Consider the following 22,103-nt stretch of genomic DNA (forward strand, 5'->3'; position numbering starts at 1 on the left):
GTGATCGCACGCGGTCAAGAAACCTCGGGCCCACCACAGGAGCAGTGCCACACAATTACGCGTTCCCTCAACCATCAGTCGCACTGGGACAGCAGCGGGTCCGAGTGGGCAAGAAGCCGAGGTGTGGGGCTACCCCTAGAGGAGAAGCTTGGCACGCAGAGAGTCGATAGTGCCCTGGTCGACGCCTAGGCCCTCCCGTACGTAAGTATCCATATCGCCGTAGAGCCGGTCGACCTGTGCATACGCCGCATCGAGCCACGACAGGTCCACCGCGTCGTCCCGGCCCAGGTACGTGTTCGACGCCATGAAATCGGCACTGATGAACTCACGCGGGACACCGAGAATGGTCAGAAGGATCGCGGTACCCCAACCGGTGCGGTCCTTCCCTGCACTGCAGTGGTAGACGGTTGCGCCGTCGGAATTGTTCGCGATCGCAGTCAGCAGGTCATGGAAGGCGACATCGGAACCACGGTAGTTGACCATGAACGGGTAGCCGATGCTCTGGCCGATGTTCGAGGTCCCCTTGACTGCGCCGTCGATCAACGCGCGACCGAGGGTCAGGGGAACGAACTCGTGGAACGCAATGCCGTGTTCGATACTGACGACGTCGGCGACCTGGTAGGTGACCCCGGCGGGGATCCGATCGGGATCCTCTACGCGTTCGGAGGCGTTGCGCAGGTCGACGTCGAGGGTCAGGTTCGCGGCGGTGAGTTTTGCCAGATCAGTCTCATTGAGCGAGCTGAGCTTGTTGGAACGGAACACCAGGCCTGTCCGGACGGTCCTGCCGTTGGTAGTCCGGTAGCCGCCGATGTCGCGGAAGTTCCGCGCCTCGTCGAGCCTGATCTCGGCCGCGGACGGCGGTGGGATCTCCGGCAGCGGCGGTTGCTCCCCGGACGATCCGAATTGGCTCGAACCCAATTGCAGGTCGTCGCTCGAGGCGGAGGCGAGTGTGGGACCGGTCAGGGCCGCACCCACGGCAACCAGCGCAGCGAGGGCGATTCCGAAAGGGCGCACCCCTCGGCGGCGCGCGTAAACAGTCGTCATTCTGATCCTCTCACTCGCTGTGCGGGAGGACCCCGCGCCCCGCAAACCACGTGCGAGATTACAAGGGCGGCGCGTTCCTCGTCCCGACTTTGCCCCAGAAACCGGACATGTGTTCAGGTGCCCGGCCAGCCGCGATCCTGCAGGAAGAAACTCTTGCCCGTCACTGCGTCGCCATCGACCACGCCGGGCCCGTTCGAACGACAGACCGCGGCCGCGGCGGCTCCACACGTCCGGCGCGGCCGTGATGAGGTTTGAGCGTCACATTGCGTGCCTGCGTCACGAAGACTTACGTTATTGGGTCGCGCAGGACGAGCTCCTGCCACTCCTACACCTTCGGCACGCTGAACCGCGCCCGTGCTTGTCACTCTGACTCGCCGTCGAGACAATGCCCAAGCCAGGCACCTATATCGAGCGCAGCGCGGCGGGCAACAGGCGTTGGATGGCTTGTAAATCCATGCGGGACATCAGGATAGAGACGCAAGTCGACGTCGTTTCCGGCCGCCGACAGTCGCGCCACCATCGCAAGGTTCTCAGCCAGGACCACGTCTTCTGATCCAACGACAACGAGGGTCGGCGGCAAGCCGCTCAGGTCGCCGAATGTCGGAGAAATATCCGGGAGAGTGCGGTCACCGATATGGCCCACATAGGCTTCGATGAAGTATTCGTCGCCGATGGTGCGGCCAGCGGGAGTCTGGGCACTGACGTCGTACGTGCCCGCTTCCAGCACCGCACCCGAAAATGCCTTGGCCAGACCTCGATCGCGAAGGCGCAGTAATGTTGTCATCACCAAGGTTGCTCCCGCCGACATACCACCAATGGCTAGTCTGGTCGTCCCGAACCGTTCGGCAGCGACGTCAAGCAGCCACAAAGCGACCGCCTCACAGTCGTCCGGCGCTGCCGGCCAAGGGAATTCCGGCGCAAGCCGGTAGTCGACGGTAACCACTGCTACTCCGACCGCGTCGGCAAGTCTCGTACTACGAGCGTCAGAGCTAGCCGCTGAACTCATGTAGAAACCACCACCCGGAAGATATAGGTAGACCCCGTTGATATCGCCATGTTTCGGCGTGACTACACGCACCGAGACGGATCGGCCCTCGATGTCGAGCGTGTGTTCAACTGCCCGGGTCGCGGGTGTTGGGTCAACCACTCGGGAGGCTCGCACCACAAGCAGTTCCTGCAGTGAACTCGGACCGACGCCGGCGGGCCGCGACTCGTAGAACGCTCGGGTACTCGCCGCATCGTCACGAGACACTCGTTCGATCAGATCGGTCAATGCAAGCTTCACCGGGGCTCCCTTGGGTCGAGACTTGTCGACAATGATCGCACCTCCAGCAACAGCACGTAGCCGACGTGTACTCGGCAACAAGGCGACCGTGGCAGGTATGAGCAAAGCGTGCCGGAAAAGGGCGTTGTCACGCTAGCCTCATCTCGGAATTGGACGTTTGTCTAGAAAGGTTTACGGATGCGCGCGCTGCTGCTTGCCACCCTTGCAATCCTGGCACTTCAGATTGCAGCTCCGGCCGCTCACGCCGCACCACCGGAATCGGGCTGGTCTCTCCCCCAACTGACTGTCGCAGATCGCACGATCAAGGACGTCGACGGACGAACGGTGTTGCTACGCGGCGTAAACGCCAACGGTCTCAACGACTACGCAACCAACGGCACCGGGCTACCCACCGTTACGCCGCTGGGACGAACGGACTTCGCGCACATGGCAGCGCTGGGCTTCAACGTCGTACGACTCAACGTCGCGTGGTCACTCCTCGAACCGACCCGCGGAACATTCGACACTGCGTACGTCGACCGCATTCGAGTAGCGGTCGAGGATGCGAAAGACCACGGCATCTACACCGTTCTCGACATGCATCAGGACGCATGGGGCCCGTACGTCGGCACCCCGAGCGACCAGTCGTGCCCGTCATTCATGCGGCCGGGAGTCGGCTGGGACGGCGCACCCGAGTGGGCAACCCTGACCGGCGGATGGACAACCTGCAACATCGGTGGGCTCCGGGAAGGTGCGCCGGCCATCGCCCATGCCTTCCAGGCGTTTTACGACGACGAGCAAGGAATTCAGAGTCGCTTGGTGGCGACGTGGGCGAAGTTGGCCGCGGAGTTCAAAGACGAACCCGCGGTGGCCGGATACGACCTGTTGAACGAACCGAACCCCGGTCTGCGCGACCCCTTCACTGCAGCAGACCAGATCGGGCAGTTCTACCAGCGCGCCACCGACGCCATCCGGCAAGCCGAAGCAGGTGGGTTCCCGCACCTGGTGTTCTTCGAACCCAGTGCGATCTGGTCGGCATTCGGCTTCGACGCACTGCCCCCGCGCAAGTACCTGACCGATCCTCTGGTGGTGTTCTCGCCGCACCTCTACAGCGAATCCATCACGGTCAGTAGCGAATTCCCCACGATCGAAGACGGATTTCGGATCGCCGACGGCGCCGCCGCCTGGTACGACGCCCCGTTGTGGACGGGCGAATGGGGTTGGTTCGGGGACGCCGACGAGCAGGGAGCAGACGTCGACCGCTTCGTCGACGCCACCGACAAGTACCGGATGGGCGGCGCGTGGTGGTCATGGAACCAAGCGTGCGGTGACCCCCACCCCGTTCGCGACGGCAATACCCACCAGCCACAGGGAAATCTGAATCGCATCGACTGCCCGTCCGGTGAATCACTGGGGCTCGTCGAGGGATTCGCCGTTCCACTCTCGCGAGCGTATCCGCGAGCAGCGCCCGGCACGCTGACGGAGGTGTCGCGCAACGGGTTTACCGGGACCGGCTCCGGAAGGGTCGAGGCCTGGTACCCAGGAACCGACCGGCCACAGCTCGAGATCACGAATCTCTCCGACGTCCGACTGTCCCCGATCGAGGGCGGATGGCAACTGATCGGCCACGCCGACGGCGACTACGCGGTTAAACCAGCCTGATCGAACGATCATCCGGGAATTGTGCGTTCACACCACGTGAAAGAGTGGGTGTCAGAAGATTCCGCCGATTCCCTTGCCGATCAGAACAACGCCGACGACCAGGATCAACACACTCATCACCGTGGTGTTGTTGTCTTGGAGCCAGACTTTGAGATTGGCCAACGGCTCGCGCAGGCGATCAGCAGCCACCAGGTATCCGATAACCGGGATCGCGACAGTTGAGCTGGCGATGATCGTGAAGACGAGGATCGAGGTGATCACTCCGCTGGTCGCCAGCGACGCCGAACCGATCGACACTCCGGCAGCGATGCACATGAGCAGGTTCTTCGGGTTGATCGCGGCGAGCGCGAATCCGAGGCCCAAGCCCTTGACCGCGGTCATCTCGTCGACGGCTTGCATCCACTTCGGTGTTTCGTGCTCGCCGCTGCGCCCCCGCCACTGCTTGACCCCGACCGTCAACAGGAGGACACCGAGGGCTAGTTTGATCCACGAAACCGTGGCAGACGGTCCATCGTCCGAAGTGCTGACGGCACTGGAAAGAATGACGAAAAGAACTGTAGCGATGAAGATTCCGAGTAACCAGCCCACGGCGAACCCGACGCTGGTGCTACCCGCTCGCTTGGAGAGCAACATCAAGATAGTGGCGATGACGGCTACCGGCGACACGGCCACACCGACGGCTATGGGGAGGAGATCTCCGATAACGGAACCCATGTCAAAACTCGTTTCTCATCGGGGCGCAGTCGATACCGCTGCGCGCCAATGCTGACACCCTGTGCGCCTACATCGTTTACACCTCATTCGAAAGGGATGAGTGCCCGAACCGCCGTCCTTGATTCACTCGCGATGTGCATCGCCAACGCAAACTGGCACTGGCCTCGTCCAATCGATTGACGCGTACAGGCGCCGAAACGGTGTCGGCTGCGCTCGCAACTGAGCGCAGCCGACACCGTCGATGAGGACCGCCCAGACACAATCCCAGGCGCTGAACTCACCCTAGAGTCAGTCGGTCTACTTCGCGCAGCCACTCTCCTCGAACGCGAGCTTGGACGTATATTGCCCGTCCGGCAAGTACTGCGCCATCACGGCCTTCTCGTCACCGGGCGTCTTGGTATCGTGTGCGGCGTGACTGAAGTCCTTGGCCGGCAGCATGTTCCGCATGATCAGAAGGGAATCGTCGAGATGCCCCGCGCCATCACCGGCCGGCGAGAGCGACAGCCATGACACCCCACATTCCTTCGTAGCGTTTGCGGGTCGGTCTTCAGGCAGCGACGCGACAATCGTGTAGCGACCATCCGCATCAGTGGCCATCTGCTCGTCGAACAGACACGTAGCTACCTTCGTCGTTGCCAGCGATTCATTGCTGCACATAGACCAGAACCGCATGTCGACAGCGCTGTCGAGATTCTTTGCGCCGGTAGTCGTCTTCGGAGTCCTCGGCAACTCTCCCCTAAGTACCAAAATATCGCCGAACCCACGGTTGACTTCGGCTGTGACGTAGCTGTTGTCGATGTTGGAGTACTGCCCGCCCACCCGCTGGGGTGTGCCATCGCATTTGCCGAGATAGGTACAGCCGAGCGTGAACTCGGCGCTGTAGTACGCCCGCCAGACAGGTGTCTGCTCGGAAGGGAATGTCGCAGGCTTGCCCGGTTGATCACGCAATGCCTTGTACGTGTCCAACGGCAGCGAAGCCGGCTTCAAGATTCCGTTGTCCGCACCGACCGCTGAACACAGATCCTGCCCCCGCAGCACCTGACCACCGGCAAGGTGCAGCTCTGGCTCCGGCAGTCCTACGCCCCCGGTGAGATCACGCCCATTGTCCGGCAGGTAGATGCGATAAAGCAGGCTTATCCGGTCCTGACCTGGCACACCGGCATACAAGGTGTTGGGTTTCGGCTCAGCAGGCGAGGCCTCGTTGAGGACGGAAGCCGTGTATGACCTGGCACCTTCGTTCGATCGATCGGCACCGGGAAGATAGGTATTGCGCGAGCCTGCGTCCGGAGCAGTCGAAATGTCATTGAGGACGGCGGTCGGCATAGCGGTTGCCGCGTTGTACGAGTTCAACGACTGATAGCGCGCATGCGCATACTGCCCTCGGATAACCAACTCGGCATCCTCGGGGATTGTGAACTGCGCAGCCCAATAGATCGCCGCGGTGTCAGGAAAGGCGTAGTTGAGCTGCGGGTCCGCGCGCTCGGGATTGATCGGCACGGACCAGAAGCAGGTCGACACCGGATGCTCGACGTCCGGTCCGCCGGATCCGAAATCGACAGAACCAGAATGGGACCCGCTCGACGAACCGGTTCCGGATCCGCTCGACGAACCGAAGTCGACAGATCCGATCGCCGGCGCGGCAACCGCGGACCCAGCCCCGGCAAATACAGTGATCGCGCTCAGCGCCACCGCAGCTACGAGTGTTCTTGATGAATGCATCGCGCTCCTTGTTAGATAGCTGACAAACAATGATCGAACGATCAAGAGCGAGTACTCCCGGTCCAACGACGAGACACCGTCGCGAGGTCCGTACTCCGCACTACTACTTGGTGGGTTGAAAGTTGTTCGTCAAGGCGCCGCGAATCGCGTCGGTGTCCGACTGCGACCAGTTCTCGGGGTGCAGGATCTGCGCCCACATATCCGCTGCCTCGGCTCCGTAGTTGTGCCCGTGACCAGGCGGCACGTCAGCCGAGAAGACCATGTCGAGTGTCACCTGCCAGAACGTCACGAACGGTATCCACGTCATTCCCGGATCGACATCACGGCCGAGAGGCTCGGCAAGCCAGTCCGGTTTGTTCAGAAGCAGGTCGAAGGACCACCAGACGATCGGGTCGCTGGCATGCTGCCAGTACACAACGCGAGAGTCGTTCCACGGCGCATCCAGTTCGAGATCCTCCGGATAGGCAGCGAAACGGATCGACTGCCCGTCGTCGATCACCGGCACGGCTTCCTGTGAGCCGGAGTCACGACTGCCCGTGATCTCCTGCCATTGAGCGGTGAAGTTCGGAGTGCCCGACCACAATGCCCCATCCACACGTGTCGCCATGTCCTGTGCTCCCGCGAACGCGGCCTGTCCCCCGTACGATCCGAGGCTCTCGCCGAAAACGACAAGCTTGGGACGCTTGTCGAGCGGCAGATCGATCCACTTCGCGTAGACAGAGTTGAACAGCGCCCGGCCTGCGGCCATCGGGGTTTCGCGGTCGGCGATGAATGCCAAGGGGCTGGGAAGGAACGAGTACTGCATCGCCGCGATGGCGGTGTCGCCGCCTTGGACGTATTCGAAAGCGGACGCCACGTCGTCGTTGACCCAGCCGCGGCCGGTGGTGGTCACCACTGCCAGGACGGCACGGTCGAAGCCGCCGGTGCGCTCGAGTTCGTCGACGACCCGCTGTGCGACGCCGTCGACGGAATCGGACGACTCGCGGCCGGCGTACACGCGGATGGGTTGCTTCGCGTCTCGGCCGGTCACCGCGGCAATCTTGTCCGCAGACGGTCCGCTACCCATGAAGGTACGTCCTTCCTTGCCCAGTGAATCCCATGCCTCGGCAGACATCGGCGAACCACTGCGTTCGGCGATCAAAGGCTGGTCGATACCATCCGGTGTGTCGTTGTCCGCGCCGGAGAAACTCCAGTTCGCGAACGCGATGAGCCCGTTGTAGAGGGCACCGTTGACGACGAAGATCGCCAACGCGAAGACGACGACCAAACTTGCGACTTTCGCCGCTTCCTTGGGAACAAACCGCAGAGCAACAGCAGCGAGACTTCTGGTGAGATACCGCAGACCGCGAACCGCCTCGAGCAAGATCAACCACACCGCTATCGAAATCAGCAGCACCAGAAGATAGTTCGCCCGGTTGACGCGAGGTGCCTCGACCAGATCACGGACGATCTGCTGCCACCACGAACCCAAGATCAGAAAGAGAGGTACCGATATCACTGCCAGAACGGCGAGTACGGCCCAACCAATTCTCTTGGTCCGATCCGACCATGTCGGTTCGACTCCGCATTTGCGGATCATCCACGCCACGCTCACACCGATGCCGTACCCCGTGGCGACGGAAATACCCGTTGCCACGCCCTGCAGGTACCACGCGCGCGGTAAGAGCGACGGGCTCATCGAGAGGACGAAAAACACCAAGCCGAAAGACAACCCGACCGAATGCAGCGTCTTGCCATAGCGCCGCACACCTTCCCACACACGTTTCATGCCGGAATCGTAAGCGCGTCAGAAAGATGGAATGAGCCTCTCATCCCTTTCGAATGAGGCGCGAACTACGGGTGCACGCTGTGGCGTCATGGCACCCGTCCTTCGGGGATCGAGCTATTCCAGAACTCGCTGCGACTGCTGCGGGAGTTGGGTGGCCGAACTCGTCGCGCTGGGCCTGACCACCGCGCATTCGCAGCGAGACCGGTCATTTGTCAGCGCCCCGAAAGGCACTCTCAGCCTTCACGATCGGTGATCTCCCAGTGCCCAACGCCGTGCAGTTCGAGTTGTCGGTTGTGAAAAACGTCGAGAGTACTGCGATGGCCGACGCTGACAATGATGCTGTCGGGCAGTTCACGGCGAACGATGTCGTAGAGCGTGTACTCGAGGCCTTCGTCGATTCCGGATGTCGCCTCGTCGAGAAACGCGGTTCGCGGTCGGATCAGGAGGACTCGGGCGAACGCCAACCGTTGTTGTTCACCCGGCGACAGAATTCGAGTCCAATCAGCAGCCTCGTCGAGTCGACCGATCAAATGTGCGAGGTGCACTTCGGCGAGAGCGTCGTGGAGCCTGCGGTCGTCGAAGCTCGAGCGCCCGATGTTCGGCTGACCTGAGGGCAACTGATCTGGATATGCCAAACCCGCGCGCAGAGAACCCAAAGGTAGGTACGGCCGTTGTGAGAGGAACAGGACGTCTCCGACCGGGGTGGTCACGGAACCGTTTGTATACGGCCACAACTGCGCGATACTGCGGAGCAGCGTGGTTTTGCCGCTACCCGACGGACCCTTCACCAGCAGTGCATCGCCGGGCCCCAGTGACAAGTCGAGTTCGGAGATCAATGCCTCACCACCCGGCGTGCGCACGTCGAGTCCCCGAACAACCAAATGACTGCCAGAGGAGAACGCGTCGAGCACGGGAAGTGCGCGGGCACGCCGATTGGCATCGGCGAGCCCGGTCAAACGGATCAGTGTGGCCCGGAAACTTGCGAAATCGGCATAGGACTCTCGAAAGAACGACAACGAATTGTGCACCTGGCCGAACGCCTGTGCAGTTTGCATCACGTCCCCGAAAGTGATTTGCCCGCTGAACAATCGAGATCCCTGCACCAGAAACGGAAAGACCACCGCTGTCTGATCTACTGCCAGATTGAAGCCACTGAACTTCAGCGTCCGGAAAACAATTGCCCACATGTTCCGGATCACTGCAGCAAAACGTGTTCCGAGTGTGCGCCGTTCAGCATCTTCACCGCGATAGAAGGCGATGCTTTCGCCGTACTCCCGTAGTCGAACCAGCGCGTACCGGAAGGTGGCGCCGAATTTCTCGTTCAAGAAGTTCAGCATGATCAAAGGCCGGCCGATCCAGAATGCGAGTGCCGTGGTCACCAACACATAGATGTAGACGAGAAAGATCATCGCTCGCGGAATCTCGGCACCGAAAACAGTCAACGGCCCGGACAGATCCCACAGGATCTTGGTGAAGCTGACGATCGACACCATTGCGGCGACGGCGCCCATGGACAACGTGCGGGACGACGTGACGAACGCGGTTATGTCTGCCTGAATACGTTGATCCGGATTGTCGACCGGGTTCTCCAAGAAATTTCCGCGATAGTAGGCGCGGCCGTCGAGCCAATCGTCGGTCAGTGTGTCATTGAGCCAACTGCGCCAGCTGATATCGAGTGTTTGGCCCACCAGGTAGACGACCAGGGAACTCACGACGTGGACTGCTGCCAAAATCGCGAACACTCGCAGATAGTGCCAGAAAGCGGTCTCGTCGAGGTTCTGGATGGCGTCGTAGAAATCCTTGTACCAGTACGAGAACAACACTGTCACGCGGACACCGAAAATCGTCAGCAACAGCAGTGACGCGAGAATCAACAGTGGAAGGACTTTGCGTCGGGGATCGAAGTAGGGCCATGCCATTCGACGAAACTGGTTGCCCCAGCGGGTGTACCGGCCAAGTAGCAGTCCGGCGATCACGAGAGCCACAACCGTGATCGCGAAGGCCTCTGCCAACCACAGTGCGCTGTCCGGTACCGCGTTGTTCCAATTCACCGCAGCCTCCGTCCGGGAGAGGAACCAACGATCACGTATCGGTCGACAGCATCTGGTTCGCGATCTGCAATGCCGAGTCTTCCGCGGCATCCAACGCCAGTGACTGCTCGGCAGTGATGCTGTCGCACAGCCAATCCCAGTGCATCGTCACCACGGCGCCCGGGACGGGCGTCGCCGCAAGTGAGCGGCCGTCTACGCTCCATCGCACTCGCTGCGCTACCGGCGTGCCGCGTGCGAGTCTCTCACCGTCGAACTCGAGCGGGGACGAAACCACCAACGCGTGCTCCTCGCCGACGTCCTCGACCACTCCCCATCTGATCCGGCAATTCTGGAGGACCGACAGTGGGACCTCACCGCGCTTCCGAAGCAGTTTGACCCACGGATACACCAGAAGTACGTGAAAGCTGTGGTGAGCGAGGGCGCGGTCCCGATCCCCGAGGACGGGGAGGAACCCGGTGTTCTCGCGTTTACCGAAGGCTATTCTCAGGTGCTGCAACAACTTCCCCGAATCGAGAGAGTCGAGGAGATCACCTCCCACCCAATAGGCTTCGATCACTCGCGAATCCAGGGGGTCGTCGATGCCCGCACTTACGGCCAAGGCCTCGAGGTACGGCCACGCACCGTCGAATTGACGAGCGCGGTCACGGTCGCCACTCGCCGAGATGCCGTGGGCCTGTCGAAGCAGCACTGAAGGATCGTCGGGTCCGCAGTAACCCAACTCGTTCGGCGGATACGCGTAACGAGCAAACAACACCGGCCCGTCCATATCGACGGCAGTCATCAGCAGATCCGCGGAAGTTGTTCACCCGCCGGCAAATCCACTACCCGATTGCCCCCCAATGCTGTTCGCGCCACCACCATTCCGCGATGTTCGGCCACGCACTCCCCGATCACGGCAGCTCCCACACTCAGTGGATTGGCGCGCATCGCTTCCAGAACTCGGTCGGCATCTTCGCGTGGAACAAAAGCGATCAACTTGCCCTCGTTTGCGACGTACAACGGATCCAACCCGAGTAGCCCACAGGCATCACGCACGTCAGCGGGAATCGGCAGATCTCGCTCCACAAGCGCAACCCCGATGTTCGACGCCTGAGCGATCTCGTTGAGGGTCGCGGCAACTCCGCCCCGGGTAGGGTCGCGCAAGACATGGATGTCGACGCCCGTAGCAATCATGTCGGCGACCACGCCGTTCAAGGAAGCGCAATCACTGCGCACCTCGGTCCCGAATTCGAGACCTTCGCGACAACTCATCACGGCCACTCCGTGAACGCCGATGTCGCCGCTGACTATTACGACGTCGCCTTCTTGTGCGCGGGTGGGATTGATGTCCACACCATCGGCGACAATCCCGATTCCCGAGGTGTTGATGAAGACTCCGTCGCCGTGACCGGCATCGACAACCTTGGTATCACCCGTCACCAGTCGGACGCCGGCAACGTGCGCGGCCCGCCCGAGTGCCTTCGCGATTCCCGCGATGTCGGTCAGCGCCGTCCCTTCCTCGAGGATGAATGCCGTCGACATCACCAATGGCTGCGCTCCCGCCATCGCCAGGTCGTTCACCGTTCCGTTGACAGCAAGGTCACCGATCGTTCCACCGGGAAACACCATGGGTTTCACGACGTACGAGTCGGTCGAGAAGGCGAGCCGCACCCCGCCGACGTCGAACACGGCCGCGTCACCGAGTTCTGCATCGGCAGCGCTTCCGAACGAGGGAAGGAACAGATGCTCGATGAGCTCGGCGGACATCGCTCCCCCACCACCGTGCCCCATGACGATATTCGGCGAATCACGCAGCGGCAGTGGGCAGACCCACGCCGACAAGTCCACGACAGCGGTCTCCTCAGCCGGCATGACCCGCCTCCTGAAGTTCCAGGCGCCGGTACAGGTAGTACGCAGCGCATGCCCCCTCGGACGACACCATCGTGGCACCGAGCGGATTCCGCGGAGTGCATTCCTTCCCGAAGGCACTGCACTCGTGTGGCTTGATCAAACCTTGCAACACTTCTCCGGAACGGCAGACACTCGACTCGTCAGTATGGATATCGGTCACCGAAAAACGCTCTTCGGCATCAAAATACGCATACTTCGGTGCCAACTGCCAACCGCTGTCCGGGATCGATCCGATGCCGCGCCAGGTCCGATCCGACACCGCGAACACGTCCTCGAGCATCGCCTTCGCTGCGGTGTTGCCCTCGGCCGTGACGGCACGGGCGTAGGCATTTTCGACCTCGTATCGACCCGATTCCAACTGCAGCACCGTCTTTCTGATGCCCTCCAGCAGATCCAGTGGCTCGAATCCGGTGACGACGATCGGGACCTTGTACTTCTCGGCCAGCGCCGGGTACTCCGACGTTCCCATCACACTGCACACATGCCCGGCCGCCAGAAATGCCTGCACGCGGCACTCTGGCGAGTCCATAATCGCGGCCATCGCCGGCGGGACCAGAACATGCGAGACGAGTAGCGAGAAGTTCTCGATACCCAGGCGATTGGCCTGATAGACGGTCATGGCGTTGGCCGGCGCGGTGGTCTCGAATCCGATCCCGAAGAACACCACTTGCCGGTCCGGATTCTCCTTGGCAACAGTCAGAGCATCCAACGGTGAGTACACCACGCGCACGTCGCCGCCGGCGCTCTTGATCCGGAACAGATCCGACGAACTCCCCGGAACTCGCAACATGTCCCCGAAGGAGCAGAAAATGACATCGGGTCTTGCCGCGATTTCGAGAGCTTTGTCGATGATCTCGAGCGGGGTGACGCAGACCGGGCATCCGGGTCCGTGGATCATCTCGATCTGTTGCGGAAGTAGTTGATCGATGCCGTGTCTGATGATCGAATGTGTCTGACCACCACACACTTCCATGATCGCCCATCGCCGTGTGGCCAGCGCGCGGATCTGATCCAGCAGTTTGCCGGCCAGTTCCGGATCGGAGAACTCGTCCAGATACTTCATGATTCTTTCTCCTTCGGTTCGATCCCTGCGGCCCGGGCAGCCCTTTCGAACCCGTCACCGAATTCCTCTTCGAGTACGCCGAGGTGCTCGAATTCCGCCAGCGTGCTGCGAGCAGATTCCTCGTCGAGTCGCTGGATGGCAAATCCGACGTGCACCACGACGTACTCGCCGACTTGGGCGCCCGGAATGTACTCGAGGCACACTTCTTTTCGGACGCCGCCGAAGTTCACCACCGACATCGTCGTTCCGTCGCGTTCCTCCAGGGACTCGATACGTCCTGGTACGGCTAGGCACATGGCACAACTCCTGATCTCATGACGAACTCCCGACCAGCACTTGGCCGTAAGCGAGACCGCCGTCGTTCGGTGGTAGCTCCAGTCCTGTCAGCGGCGTGAATCCAGCGGCTCCGAGCAGAGCACACGCCCGAACGAGCAGGCGAGGGTTCTGGAAGACACCTCCGGTGAGTACTACCTCGTCCACTCCCGCCAGTTCCCGGCCACGAATTGCCCACTCGAGCACCAGGTGCGCTACGGATTCGTGGAAACGGGCGCCGATCACTTCGGCGGGCACCTTCTCCCGGAGATCGCGGACGACAGCCCGAATGACCGACCGCGGATCTGCTGTCCACGAATCGTCGTCCGACTGCACCGCGTCGAAGGTGTACCGCGTACCGGCGCTGTCGATTCCCCTCGAAATCCCCTCCAACTCGATGGCACCCTGCGCTTCGTAGTCGACCCTCTGTCGGACTCCGGTCAGCGAGGAGACTGCGTCGAACAACCGCCCCATGCTGGAGGTGTCCACACACCCGAAACCGGCCTCCAACTGATGAAGTAGGACCGACTGCTCTCGGGGCGGACAGGCTGCCACGGGCGCGAGGTCGGATTCCCAGTCCAACCCCGCATGCCACAGGTGAGCGAGCGCCATTCGGTACGGCCGTTCCACTCCGGCATCGCCCCCGGGCAGCGGTACGTATCCCAGATGCGCGAGACGGCGATAACCCTTGTACGTCGCCAGCAGTAGTTCCCCTCCCCACACTGCGCCGTCCGCCCCGTAACCGGTGCCGTCGAACGCCATTCCGAGAACTGGTTCGCTCCCGTCCCGGCCGTTCTCCCCCATCACGGCAGCCACATGTGCGTGGTGATGCCCGACGACGCGCACCGGTCGGTCACCACTACGACTGCGAGCCCACGAGGACGAGCGATACCGCGGATGCTCGTCGCAGGCAATCTGGTGCGGCACTACTCCCGTGATCGATTCGAAGTGACTCTCCGACGCAGCAAAACTGTCGATAACAGCAAGGTCGCCCATGTCTCCGATGTGCTGACTCGGCCACACATATCCGCCCTCTGCAAGACAGAAGGTGTTCTTCAGGTCGGCCCCAACCGCCAAGGTAGGCGGTACGTCGAACGGCGCGGTGACGGGCAGCGGAGCATATCCGCGCGAGCGACGAAGCAACTGTCGTCGGCTGGCCACTATTCGCATCACCGAGTCGTCACACGGCATCAAGATCGGACGGTTGTGCGTCAAGACTCCGTCGGCCAACTCGCCCAATCGATCGAGATCGTTGTCGGAGTACAGAATCGGCTCGCCACCGATGTTCGCCGATGTCATGACCAACACCGCCGGGCCCGCAGCATCTCCGGCCAAACCCAGAAGTAGGTGCTGAACCGGGTTGTAGGCCAGCATGATTCCGATATCCGGAATGCCGGGCGCAACCGAGGGCGAAAGCGCATAGCCAGACGCTTTGGCAACCAGCACTATCGGACGCTCGTGCGAGGACATGGCATCGGCCTCGGCATCCCCGACCGCACCCAGCTCTCCGGCTTCTCGCACATCTCGCACCAGCACCGCCAACGGCTTGCTTGCTCGATGTTTGCGTTCACGCAATTCGTGGACCACGCGATCATCGTGGGCATCGCAGGCCAGGTGGAACCCTCCAATCCCCTTGACAGCAAGAATCTTCCCGTCTCGTAGTAGCGATCGGGCTCGTAGCAGTGCGGCCTCGCCGCTCACCGCGTCCGTGCCCCGTTCCACGAATGAGAGCGTCGGACCGCACTCCGGGCAGGCAATCGGTTGCGCGTGAAACCGCCGGTCCGAGGGATCCACGTACTCCGCCGCACAGGTCGCGCACAACGGGAACCGTTTCATCGTCGTGGCGGCTCGGTCGTAGGGCAGCGACTCGATGATCGTGAATCGTGGACCACAATTGGTACAGGTGATGAAGGGATGACGAAATCGTCGATCGCTCGGATCGGTCAGTTCGCGGAGGCAATCGTCGCAGATCCCGACGTCGGCCGGCGCCAACGTTCGTCCGACCGACCCTGCATCCGTCTCGATTATGCAAAACCCCTGACGACCTACCGGCCGCGAGTCCTCGCGCTCTACCGACTCCACCCGGGCCAGCGGTGGGGGGCGGTTGCGCACCCGAGCGACAAATGCATCGATTGCCTCTCCGTCGCCTTCGACGTCGATCACGACACCGAGCGCAGAATTTCCTACCGAACCCGAGAGTCCCAGCTCGGTGGCGGTCGCATGAACGAACGGCCGGAATCCCACCCCCTGGACTACGCCACGAACGATGACATGGCAGGCGATCATCATGTCCCGACCTCGCCCGTACGAGTATCGGAGTCGTCGATCTGACCGTCATGATCACCACGGCCCATCAGTTCGAGGCCGGCCCGAGCGTGGCGTGCTCCCTGCTCGTCGACCTTCTCGACTGCAAAGCCCATGTGGATCACTACCCAGTCACCTGCCGTGACGGCGCCTTCGTCGAGCATTCCGATGTTGACCTTGCGTGGTGCACCTTCCACGTCGACGAGGGCGAGTTGACCGCCGTATCCGTCCAGTAGTTCGCGTACCCGTCCCGGAATCCCCAGACACATGACTCACACCTCCGGCCCCAATGTGGTGGCATCACAATCCACGTCGATCGACCGGACGAGTGCCATCACCGCAGAGGCGGCTTGTCCGACCGAATCACGCATCTCTGCACTCAATCCGATTCCGTCGCCAATCGATTTCGCGTGTGCCCCCACCACGAACGTCCGCGGGAGTGTTCCGCCGAGGGCCTGCAGGCTGGCAAACACCGAACTCGGATGCATCGAGTGCGCGTCGAAACCTCCTTGCGGACCTTCACTTTCGGGGTCCACTTCGATGATCGCGAGCTTCCCCGGGACTCCGGTCACCGGTAAGGCGTCGATCAGCACCAGCGCGTCCCACGACTCCAACAAGTCGTAGGCCAGATGCACGCCCCGAATCCCGTAGTCGACCAAGCGAGCTCCCGACGGGAGAATCTCATGCTGCAGCGCCCGAACAACTTCGGGGCCGAATCCGTCGTCTTCGAGAAATATGTTTCCGACACCTGCAATCAGCACGCGCACAGCGTTTTACATCTTTCGCATTCGCAGATAACGCTGGATGTCCGGCATCGACACCACCAGAACGACCGCGGCTGCGATCGCGGTGGCGCCGAGAAGTGCCGTCGACAGCAATCCCATGTTCCTCATGGCGAGTTCTCCTCTCGATAGCTGTGAAGTCCGATAGCTCTGAAGTACGTCAACTCGCGCTGTCTCGCGGCATCGGCTCTATCTCGTCCGGCGCGAAGTACAGGTAGCGGCCGTACCAGTTGTGCAGATCGGCGGCCGGATCGTCCAAGAGTGTCACCCCAACATGAATGTCGCCGTCCACGTCTTCATGAATGGTGGCGACGTGGGCGATCCGGCCGTCGAAGAACAGGTCCTGAGCATCGGCGCGACGTGAGGGGTGAAGCCGAACTGTACTTCCACCACAGACGCGGACGCCGTTGATCAGAACTGCGTCGGTGCGTGGTTGAACACTGGTGTCGGCTTCCGGGGTCCACCAGTCCACGCCGTCAGGCACCTCGGGGATCAGATCAGAACCGGCGTGCGGATCTCGCAGCACACCGTGAAGGCCGGCTAGATCATCGTCCGTCAAGCGCTCACATCGGTCGATGATGTCGGCGGCTTTGGAGTCGGTTGCCCGCGCCCGCGCCTTTTCCTCGTCGGTCATGGCGAGGATTCTCAGGGTGAGAATTTCGTCGATCTCGGTCGAATCGAAGAGAGATCCCTCGCTCTGCGGCGCAATCTCGGGAAAGTCGTACAAGATGATCGGTGATACCAGAACCGTGGGCGATGTACCAGGGTGAGCGGGGTCCTCGGTCCCCGCAAGCACCGGATAACAGCGATTTTGCCGCAGCGACTCCGAGTGATCTGCGTCTTCGAACAACGACAGGAACCTCGAGCCTGTGCAGTTCACAATGACGTGAGTGCCGAGCATCGATTGCGCCGTGGCTGTGCCCTTGTCCCTTGCGTCGACGCTCGTGGCGTTCATGATCTTCACGGAAATCACCGTGCGCCCGCCCCCGGCGGAGGCGCTCACTGCCAAGAAGCCATTCACCGGAAGCCGCGTCCGAACGATCCGTCCGACCACCCTGCCCCGAGAGTCCGACAAAGTCTCTCCGTCGACAACCCCCGCCGCACAGAAGGTTCCTTCGACGCCGGCCTCGAGCTCGTCCAGACCCCACGGACCCAACACGATCTCGGATTCGGTGGCTTCGTCCCACGAGATCGACTCGCGCTCGTCGACTACCAACCGATCGACCGGGATCCACGCGCCGCCGGCACCGAGTCGTTCCACCGTCCGCGACTGGTGATGCAGAAATCTCACAGTCGCAGTCACTTCGACGGGTTCGGCAGCAGGGCCCCTCCCCTCGAATTCGCCGAGCAGGCATTGCGCGGACATCGACGGTTCCTCGCCGACTCCGACCTCGGCGGCGCCTGGTGGTCCGAGAACCCCGAACTGCCAACGGGATTGATTCTTCGCCGAGCCGGCCCGGTAAGGATAGAGGAGATATCCCTCGTACAGGACAGCGTCGGCCACGGCGCGGACGTCGTGATCCATCTCCGTTCGGGTCATCGCTGCACCTGGCTCGCCGTCAGCAACTGCCGCACGGCTGAATCGAGGTCCGTGAGGCCGTGAGCTGCCTTGAATCGCACGAGATCGGCAATCGTCTCATGGTCGAGGCGTACCCAACCAGAGGCCGGATAATGCGTGGCCATCAGCTGTTTCCACACGTCGACCGGCAATTCGTAGGCAGCAGATCTGTCCCACGGGATCTGCTGGACCGAGAAACCGCGCTGCCCGTCGGTGAATACGGTTCCGCTCAGTAGAACCACTATCGGAATTGTTCCGTCACCGAGTGCGTGCATGTACTTCGACGCCGTCACCGAGAAGTCGTACGTACACGCCATGGGTAAGGCCGCGACCGTGGTTCCGGTGAATCCTTGAACGACCGTGGAACATTCCATCCACAGGAAGGTGCGCAGCGTACTCGACCAACGCTCCCGCGGACCGAAGAGATCGCGCAGACCTTCGCCTTCCGCGTCTGAGTACGGTCGGCGGTGCGGTTCGATTCGAACCTGCGCGCGCAGAGCAACCGCACGGACGGTCGCGCCGGTGGATTCCGACATCCTCAATCTCACCGTCAGATTCGGCGTAACCGCGTACGGTTCCACCTCCACGTCGTCGACCGAGAAGTCGAGAACAGTCATGCCGACCTGCTTCGCGCCTCGACGCGCCCGAAGAACTCGTCCACTGCGCGTGCGGCATCCTGGCCACCGTCGAATCCGCGCCACACGGTGCGCAACCGTCCCACCAGTTCGTAACAGGCGTCGACGGGAACAACAAAGCATCTCGGCGATTGTCCTGACGTGGGCACCGACACGATCAACGCCTCGACGTCGGCCCGCATCTGCGAAAGCCCAGGATTCTCCGCGAGCACAGTCTCGAACGAGTCGATGGGCAACTCGGATTCGGTAGCTCCGGCCGGCCCCGGGTAGAAGACTATGTACTTGTCGAGGAGTGAGTTTCGAAAGAAGAATGCCAGGCCGACGGGGATTTCCAGAGACTCCCACCGGCCAGGTCCGAGGTCGAAGTTCGGAAATTCGAGATACCGATCGGGAACCGCCTTGTATCGAAGGTCCGCGTCGACCGGCGCAAAAAGTAGATAGCAGGGACGGCACACGCACATCAGGCTCCGGACCTGTACGTCCACGACGTGTTGGTGTTCGTCGCCTATGCCCGCCGCACACATCTCACACCGCGGTCCGGACGGAACGGCACGCGCCGAGGCGATTCGTGTGAGCACCTCTCCCACAGTGACTTTCATGACCGGGCTGCGTTCACGGCTAGGTCACCGATATCGCTGAATCGTCAGCAAGCGCGACCGAGAGCACCCCGTCGCGAATCAGCACCGGCACAGGCGCCAGGTGCTCGGAACCGGTACCCACCCGCGCTCCCGCTCCGTACACACTGAAATGGGCAGAGCACGTCGGACAGGTGAGGACGGCGGCGTCTCGGGCAGGTCGGCCCATCATGCGTTCGAGCACAGCCCCCGCCATCGAGTGCTCACACACTGGGCAATGGTCGCGATACGCGTACAGATCGTCACCGGAGCGACAGACCAACAGATCGGTGCCCGATACCCGGAACCCCGCGACCTCGCCCACGTCGACTTCGGCGAATTCGGGGACCTCCACCCAGTGCGCACCTCCCCCGCCTGCGTGTACGTGCGAGAACAAGGACTCGACCGAGATCACACCCGACTTCACTTCGTGCGGGTCGGGTGTTTCGACGTCTATTCCGGTGGTCTCGGGTGCCGCCGCCTGCACCGCATCCTGAACGGCGGTTTCGAGGGTGACCGAGGACGAAGGACAACTGTTACAGCTCCCGAGAAGCCGTAGTCGCACCACGCCGCCCGCCACCTCGATCAGTTCGACGTCGCCGCCATGCGAACCGAGGTACGGACGGACGCTGTCGAGCGCAGTGCGGACGCGGGTCTCCACGTCGTGCGGGTGAAGTCCGTGCACCAGTAGCAGGCTGGACACCAGATCGTCGCGAACCATCGCATCCATCGTGGCCGGATCCGCCAGCGCGACGGTGTGTTCGAGTGCTTCGCCGTACAACTGCACGACCTCGCGCACCAGTTGTTCGGCGCGATCTTTGGCCACCGGGCCTGCACCGGCATTGGCCTGCAACAACGTCTCGATGCGCTCACCTGCTCCGCGCCAGTAGTCGGCCGATTGTTCCATCGATCACTCCCCGGTCACGGACTGCGTCGGCGAGTGCAACTTCTCCAGGGTCTTACCGCCGCCGAGGTACATGTGGACGCCGCACGGCAGACAGGGATCGAAACTACGCACGGTCCGCATGATGTCGATGCCCTTGAAGTGATCTCGATCGTTCTCCTCGAAGATCGGCTGACCCTGCACGGCATCCTCGTACGGACCGGGGGTTCCGTAGCTGTCGCGCGGGCTCGCGTTCCACGGCGTCGGTGGGTACGGGTGATAGTTCGCGATCTTTCCGTCACGAATCACCATGTGATGTGAGAGAACTCCGCGGACGGCTTCGGTGAATCCGCAGCCGATACCCTCGTCCGGGACCTCGAACGACTCCCACGTCTTGGTGCGGCCGGCCCGGATCTCGACAAGCGCCTTCTCGGCGAAATGAAGGGCAGCAGCCGCTGCGTACGCCTGGAAATAGGTTCGCGCACGGTTCCTTTCGAGAGTGTTGCTGCCGTGTTCTGGAATGTTCCACTCCAGCGAGACCGGACCCTTCAACGCTGTTTTCGGAAGATTGATCTTCACACTGTGTCCGGTCGACTCGAGGTATCCGATGTCGACCAGGCCGGCAAGAGCGGTGCTCCACAGACGAGCCAATGCTCCCCCGCCGGTGTCCAGAGCGAGATTGTCTTTTCCGTCGAACCATCGCGGAGACATGACCCAGCTGTACTTGTCCTCGAGGTTCCGCTTCTGCGGGTGGGGGTTGGTGTGTTGATTCCACGGGTGCCTGCGATCGACGGGGTTACCCAGCGGATCGGTTTTGACGAACATCTCCTGATCACTCCAGTCCTCGTAATACGAGGAGCCCAGCATGATTCGGATACCGAGGTTGATGTCCACCAGATCTGTTGTGACCAGCTTGCCGTCGACAACCACACCGGGAGTGACAAACATCTTCCGGCCCCAGTCGGTCATGTCCTTGTACGAGAAATTGCAGTACTCGGGGTCTTGGAACGAACCCCAACAACCCAGCAGGGTCCGCCGCAGTCCTACCTTTTCGTAACCAGGCAGCGCCTCGTAGAAGAAGTCGAACAGGTCGTCGTGCATGGGCACGACCTTCTTCATGAATTCGACGTACCGCATCAGCCTCGACATGTAGTCCGTCATCAGTTCGATCGTCGCGACCGTGCCGACGCCACCGGGATAGAGCGTCGACGGGTGGACGTGCCTACCCTCCATCAGGCAGAACATTTCACGGGTCGAACGCGAGACTTGCAGCGCCTCCCGATAGAACTCACCCGTGAACGGATTGAGGGTCCGCATGATGTCGGCGATCGTGCGATAACCATGCTGATCCTCGTGCGGGCAGCGCGTGTTCTCCGCCTGCGCCAGCACACCGGGATTCGTTTCGGAGACCATCTTCTCGCAGTAATCGACTGCGACCAGATTCTCTTGAAAGATGTTGTGGTCGAACATGTACTCGGCGGCCTCGCCGAGATTGACGATCCACTCGCCCAGATGCGGCGGCTTGACGCCGTACGCCATGTTCTGTGCGTAGCACGAGCACGTGGCGTGATTGTCACCGCAGATGCCGCAGATACGACTGGTGATGAAATGCGCGTCACGCGGGTCCTTCCCCTTCATGAACAGGGAATACCCACGAAAAATCGACGACGTGCTGTGGCACTCCACCACTTCGCGATTGGCGAAGTCGATCTTGGTGTAGATGCCCAGACTGCCGACGATTCGGGTGATGGGGTCCCACGCCATCTCGACTAGACCGTCGCGGTCCGCAGTCGAGGTGGGTTCGGGAACGATGGCCGTCATTGCAGTGCCTCCCAGAGAC

At 61.8% G+C, this 22,103-nt stretch carries 20 protein-coding genes; 1 reads left to right on the forward strand and 19 read right to left on the reverse strand.

What is annotated here, in order from left to right; genetic code table 11:
- Nucleotides 1–135: 135 nt before the first annotated feature.
- Entirely contained in the window at nt 136–1,050 is a 915-nt protein-coding gene (locus ACFWEM_RS11285; RefSeq protein WP_378534536.1) for a tyrosine-protein phosphatase, read from the reverse strand.
- A gap of 355 nt (nt 1,051–1,405) precedes the next feature.
- Nucleotides 1,406–2,329, reverse strand: coding sequence for an alpha/beta hydrolase (locus ACFWEM_RS11290; protein ID WP_378533554.1), 924 nt, complete (start codon nt 2,327–2,329; stop codon nt 1,406–1,408).
- Between the two features lie 177 nt (nt 2,330–2,506).
- Here ACFWEM_RS11290 and ACFWEM_RS11295 point away from each other — a divergent pair, with 177 nt between their 5' ends.
- A complete protein-coding gene (locus tag ACFWEM_RS11295; RefSeq protein WP_378533556.1) occupies nt 2,507–3,970 on the forward strand; it encodes a glycoside hydrolase family 5 protein in 1,464 nt (487 codons plus the stop codon).
- Nucleotides 3,971–4,021: 51 nt separating this feature from the next.
- Here ACFWEM_RS11295 and ACFWEM_RS11300 read toward each other — a convergent pair whose 3' ends face one another.
- From ACFWEM_RS11300 to ACFWEM_RS11380, 17 genes are all read right to left on the reverse strand, one after another.
- Nucleotides 4,022–4,684: a GAP family protein gene (locus tag ACFWEM_RS11300; RefSeq protein ID WP_378449862.1), complete on the reverse strand. Its 663-nt coding sequence runs from the start codon at nt 4,682–4,684 to the stop codon at nt 4,022–4,024.
- 297 nt (nt 4,685–4,981) lie between these two features.
- Nucleotides 4,982–6,403 (reverse strand): hypothetical protein, encoded by a 1,422-nt coding sequence (locus ACFWEM_RS11305; RefSeq protein WP_378533558.1) that lies wholly within the window; start codon nt 6,401–6,403, stop codon nt 4,982–4,984.
- 103 nt (nt 6,404–6,506) lie between these two features.
- The gene (locus tag ACFWEM_RS11310; protein ID WP_378533560.1) at nt 6,507–8,171 is read right to left on the reverse strand and encodes an alpha/beta hydrolase; all 1,665 of its coding nucleotides are present in this window, start codon (nt 8,169–8,171) and stop codon (nt 6,507–6,509) included.
- A gap of 233 nt (nt 8,172–8,404) precedes the next feature.
- A complete protein-coding gene (locus ACFWEM_RS11315; protein WP_378533562.1) occupies nt 8,405–10,222 on the reverse strand; it encodes an ABC transporter ATP-binding protein/permease in 1,818 nt (605 codons plus the stop codon).
- Between the two features lie 31 nt (nt 10,223–10,253).
- Nucleotides 10,254–11,003 (reverse strand): DUF6390 family protein, encoded by a 750-nt coding sequence (locus tag ACFWEM_RS11320; protein ID WP_378533564.1) that lies wholly within the window; start codon nt 11,001–11,003, stop codon nt 10,254–10,256.
- Nucleotides 11,003–12,073 (reverse strand): hydrogenase expression/formation protein HypE, encoded by a 1,071-nt coding sequence (gene hypE / locus ACFWEM_RS11325; protein WP_378533566.1) that lies wholly within the window; start codon nt 12,071–12,073, stop codon nt 11,003–11,005. The genes ACFWEM_RS11320 and hypE overlap by 1 nt, the downstream gene beginning before the upstream one ends.
- On the reverse strand, nt 12,063–13,175 hold the full coding sequence (gene hypD, locus ACFWEM_RS11330; RefSeq protein WP_378533568.1) for a hydrogenase formation protein HypD: 1,113 nt from the start codon (nt 13,173–13,175) through the stop codon (nt 12,063–12,065). Before hypD ends, hypE begins: the two co-directional genes overlap by 11 nt.
- Nucleotides 13,172–13,471 carry a HypC/HybG/HupF family hydrogenase formation chaperone gene (locus ACFWEM_RS11335; RefSeq protein WP_030535597.1) on the reverse strand — a complete coding sequence of 100 codons (300 nt, stop codon included), beginning with the start codon at nt 13,469–13,471 and terminating at the stop codon, nt 13,172–13,174. Before ACFWEM_RS11335 ends, hypD begins: the two co-directional genes overlap by 4 nt.
- A gap of 16 nt (nt 13,472–13,487) precedes the next feature.
- On the reverse strand, nt 13,488–15,776 hold the full coding sequence (hypF, locus tag ACFWEM_RS11340; RefSeq protein WP_378533571.1) for a carbamoyltransferase HypF: 2,289 nt from the start codon (nt 15,774–15,776) through the stop codon (nt 13,488–13,490).
- Nucleotides 15,773–16,060, reverse strand: a complete 288-nt coding sequence (locus tag ACFWEM_RS11345) for a HypC/HybG/HupF family hydrogenase formation chaperone (protein WP_378533573.1) — start codon at nt 16,058–16,060, stop codon at nt 15,773–15,775. The genes hypF and ACFWEM_RS11345 overlap by 4 nt, the downstream gene beginning before the upstream one ends.
- Before the next feature lie 3 nt (nt 16,061–16,063).
- On the reverse strand, nt 16,064–16,558 hold the full coding sequence (locus ACFWEM_RS11350; protein WP_378533575.1) for a hydrogenase maturation protease: 495 nt from the start codon (nt 16,556–16,558) through the stop codon (nt 16,064–16,066).
- A 6-nt stretch (nt 16,559–16,564) separates the two neighbouring features.
- Nucleotides 16,565–16,684 carry a DUF6893 family small protein gene (locus ACFWEM_RS11355; RefSeq protein ID WP_374227973.1) on the reverse strand — a complete coding sequence of 40 codons (120 nt, stop codon included), beginning with the start codon at nt 16,682–16,684 and terminating at the stop codon, nt 16,565–16,567.
- Nucleotides 16,685–16,733: 49 nt separating this feature from the next.
- On the reverse strand, nt 16,734–18,113 hold the full coding sequence (locus ACFWEM_RS11360) for a hypothetical protein (protein WP_378533576.1): 1,380 nt from the start codon (nt 18,111–18,113) through the stop codon (nt 16,734–16,736).
- Entirely contained in the window at nt 18,110–18,748 is a 639-nt protein-coding gene (locus ACFWEM_RS11365) for a DUF6084 family protein (protein WP_378533577.1), read from the reverse strand. Before ACFWEM_RS11365 ends, ACFWEM_RS11360 begins: the two co-directional genes overlap by 4 nt.
- Nucleotides 18,745–19,365, reverse strand: a complete 621-nt coding sequence (locus ACFWEM_RS11370) for a DUF5947 family protein (protein WP_378533578.1) — start codon at nt 19,363–19,365, stop codon at nt 18,745–18,747. The genes ACFWEM_RS11365 and ACFWEM_RS11370 overlap by 4 nt, the downstream gene beginning before the upstream one ends.
- Before the next feature lie 19 nt (nt 19,366–19,384).
- Nucleotides 19,385–20,287: a NifU family protein gene (locus ACFWEM_RS11375; protein ID WP_378533579.1), complete on the reverse strand. Its 903-nt coding sequence runs from the start codon at nt 20,285–20,287 to the stop codon at nt 19,385–19,387.
- A 3-nt stretch (nt 20,288–20,290) separates the two neighbouring features.
- Nucleotides 20,291–22,084: a nickel-dependent hydrogenase large subunit gene (locus ACFWEM_RS11380; RefSeq protein WP_378449941.1), complete on the reverse strand. Its 1,794-nt coding sequence runs from the start codon at nt 22,082–22,084 to the stop codon at nt 20,291–20,293.
- Between the last annotated feature and the right edge of the window lie 19 nt (nt 22,085–22,103).

The organism is Rhodococcus sp. NPDC060176, from assembly GCF_042728675.1.
In the GTDB taxonomy this organism is placed as follows: domain Bacteria; phylum Actinomycetota; class Actinomycetes; order Mycobacteriales; family Mycobacteriaceae; genus Rhodococcus_F.

Coding starts and splice junctions, on each gene's coding strand:
- hypE (WP_378533566.1), bottom strand. CDS start 12,073: ATGCCGGCTGAGGAGACCGCTGTCGTGGACTTGTCGGCGTGGGTCTGC.
- ACFWEM_RS11370 (WP_378533578.1), bottom strand. CDS start 19,365: ATGAAAGTCACTGTGGGAGAGGTGCTCACACGAATCGCCTCGGCGCGT.
- ACFWEM_RS11380 (WP_378449941.1), bottom strand. CDS start 22,084: ATGACGGCCATCGTTCCCGAACCCACCTCGACTGCGGACCGCGACGGT.
- ACFWEM_RS11355 (WP_374227973.1), bottom strand. CDS start 16,684: ATGAGGAACATGGGATTGCTGTCGACGGCACTTCTCGGCGCCACCGCG.
- ACFWEM_RS11300 (WP_378449862.1), bottom strand. CDS start 4,684: ATGGGTTCCGTTATCGGAGATCTCCTCCCCATAGCCGTCGGTGTGGCC.
- ACFWEM_RS11320 (WP_378533564.1), bottom strand. CDS start 11,003: ATGACTGCCGTCGATATGGACGGGCCGGTGTTGTTTGCTCGTTACGCG.
- ACFWEM_RS11360 (WP_378533576.1), bottom strand. CDS start 18,113: ATGACCCGAACGGAGATGGATCACGACGTCCGCGCCGTGGCCGACGCT.
- ACFWEM_RS11310 (WP_378533560.1), bottom strand. CDS start 8,171: ATGAAACGTGTGTGGGAAGGTGTGCGGCGCTATGGCAAGACGCTGCAT.
- ACFWEM_RS11375 (WP_378533579.1), bottom strand. CDS start 20,287: ATGGAACAATCGGCCGACTACTGGCGCGGAGCAGGTGAGCGCATCGAG.
- ACFWEM_RS11305 (WP_378533558.1), bottom strand. CDS start 6,403: ATGCATTCATCAAGAACACTCGTAGCTGCGGTGGCGCTGAGCGCGATC.
- ACFWEM_RS11335 (WP_030535597.1), bottom strand. CDS start 13,471: ATGTGCCTAGCCGTACCAGGACGTATCGAGTCCCTGGAGGAACGCGAC.
- ACFWEM_RS11345 (WP_378533573.1), bottom strand. CDS start 16,060: ATGTGTCTGGGGATTCCGGGACGGGTACGCGAACTACTGGACGGATAC.
- hypF (WP_378533571.1), bottom strand. CDS start 15,776: ATGATGATCGCCTGCCATGTCATCGTTCGTGGCGTAGTCCAGGGGGTG.
- ACFWEM_RS11295 (WP_378533556.1), top strand. CDS start 2,507: ATGCGCGCGCTGCTGCTTGCCACCCTTGCAATCCTGGCACTTCAGATT.
- ACFWEM_RS11365 (WP_378533577.1), bottom strand. CDS start 18,748: ATGACTGTTCTCGACTTCTCGGTCGACGACGTGGAGGTGGAACCGTAC.
- hypD (WP_378533568.1), bottom strand. CDS start 13,175: ATGAAGTATCTGGACGAGTTCTCCGATCCGGAACTGGCCGGCAAACTG.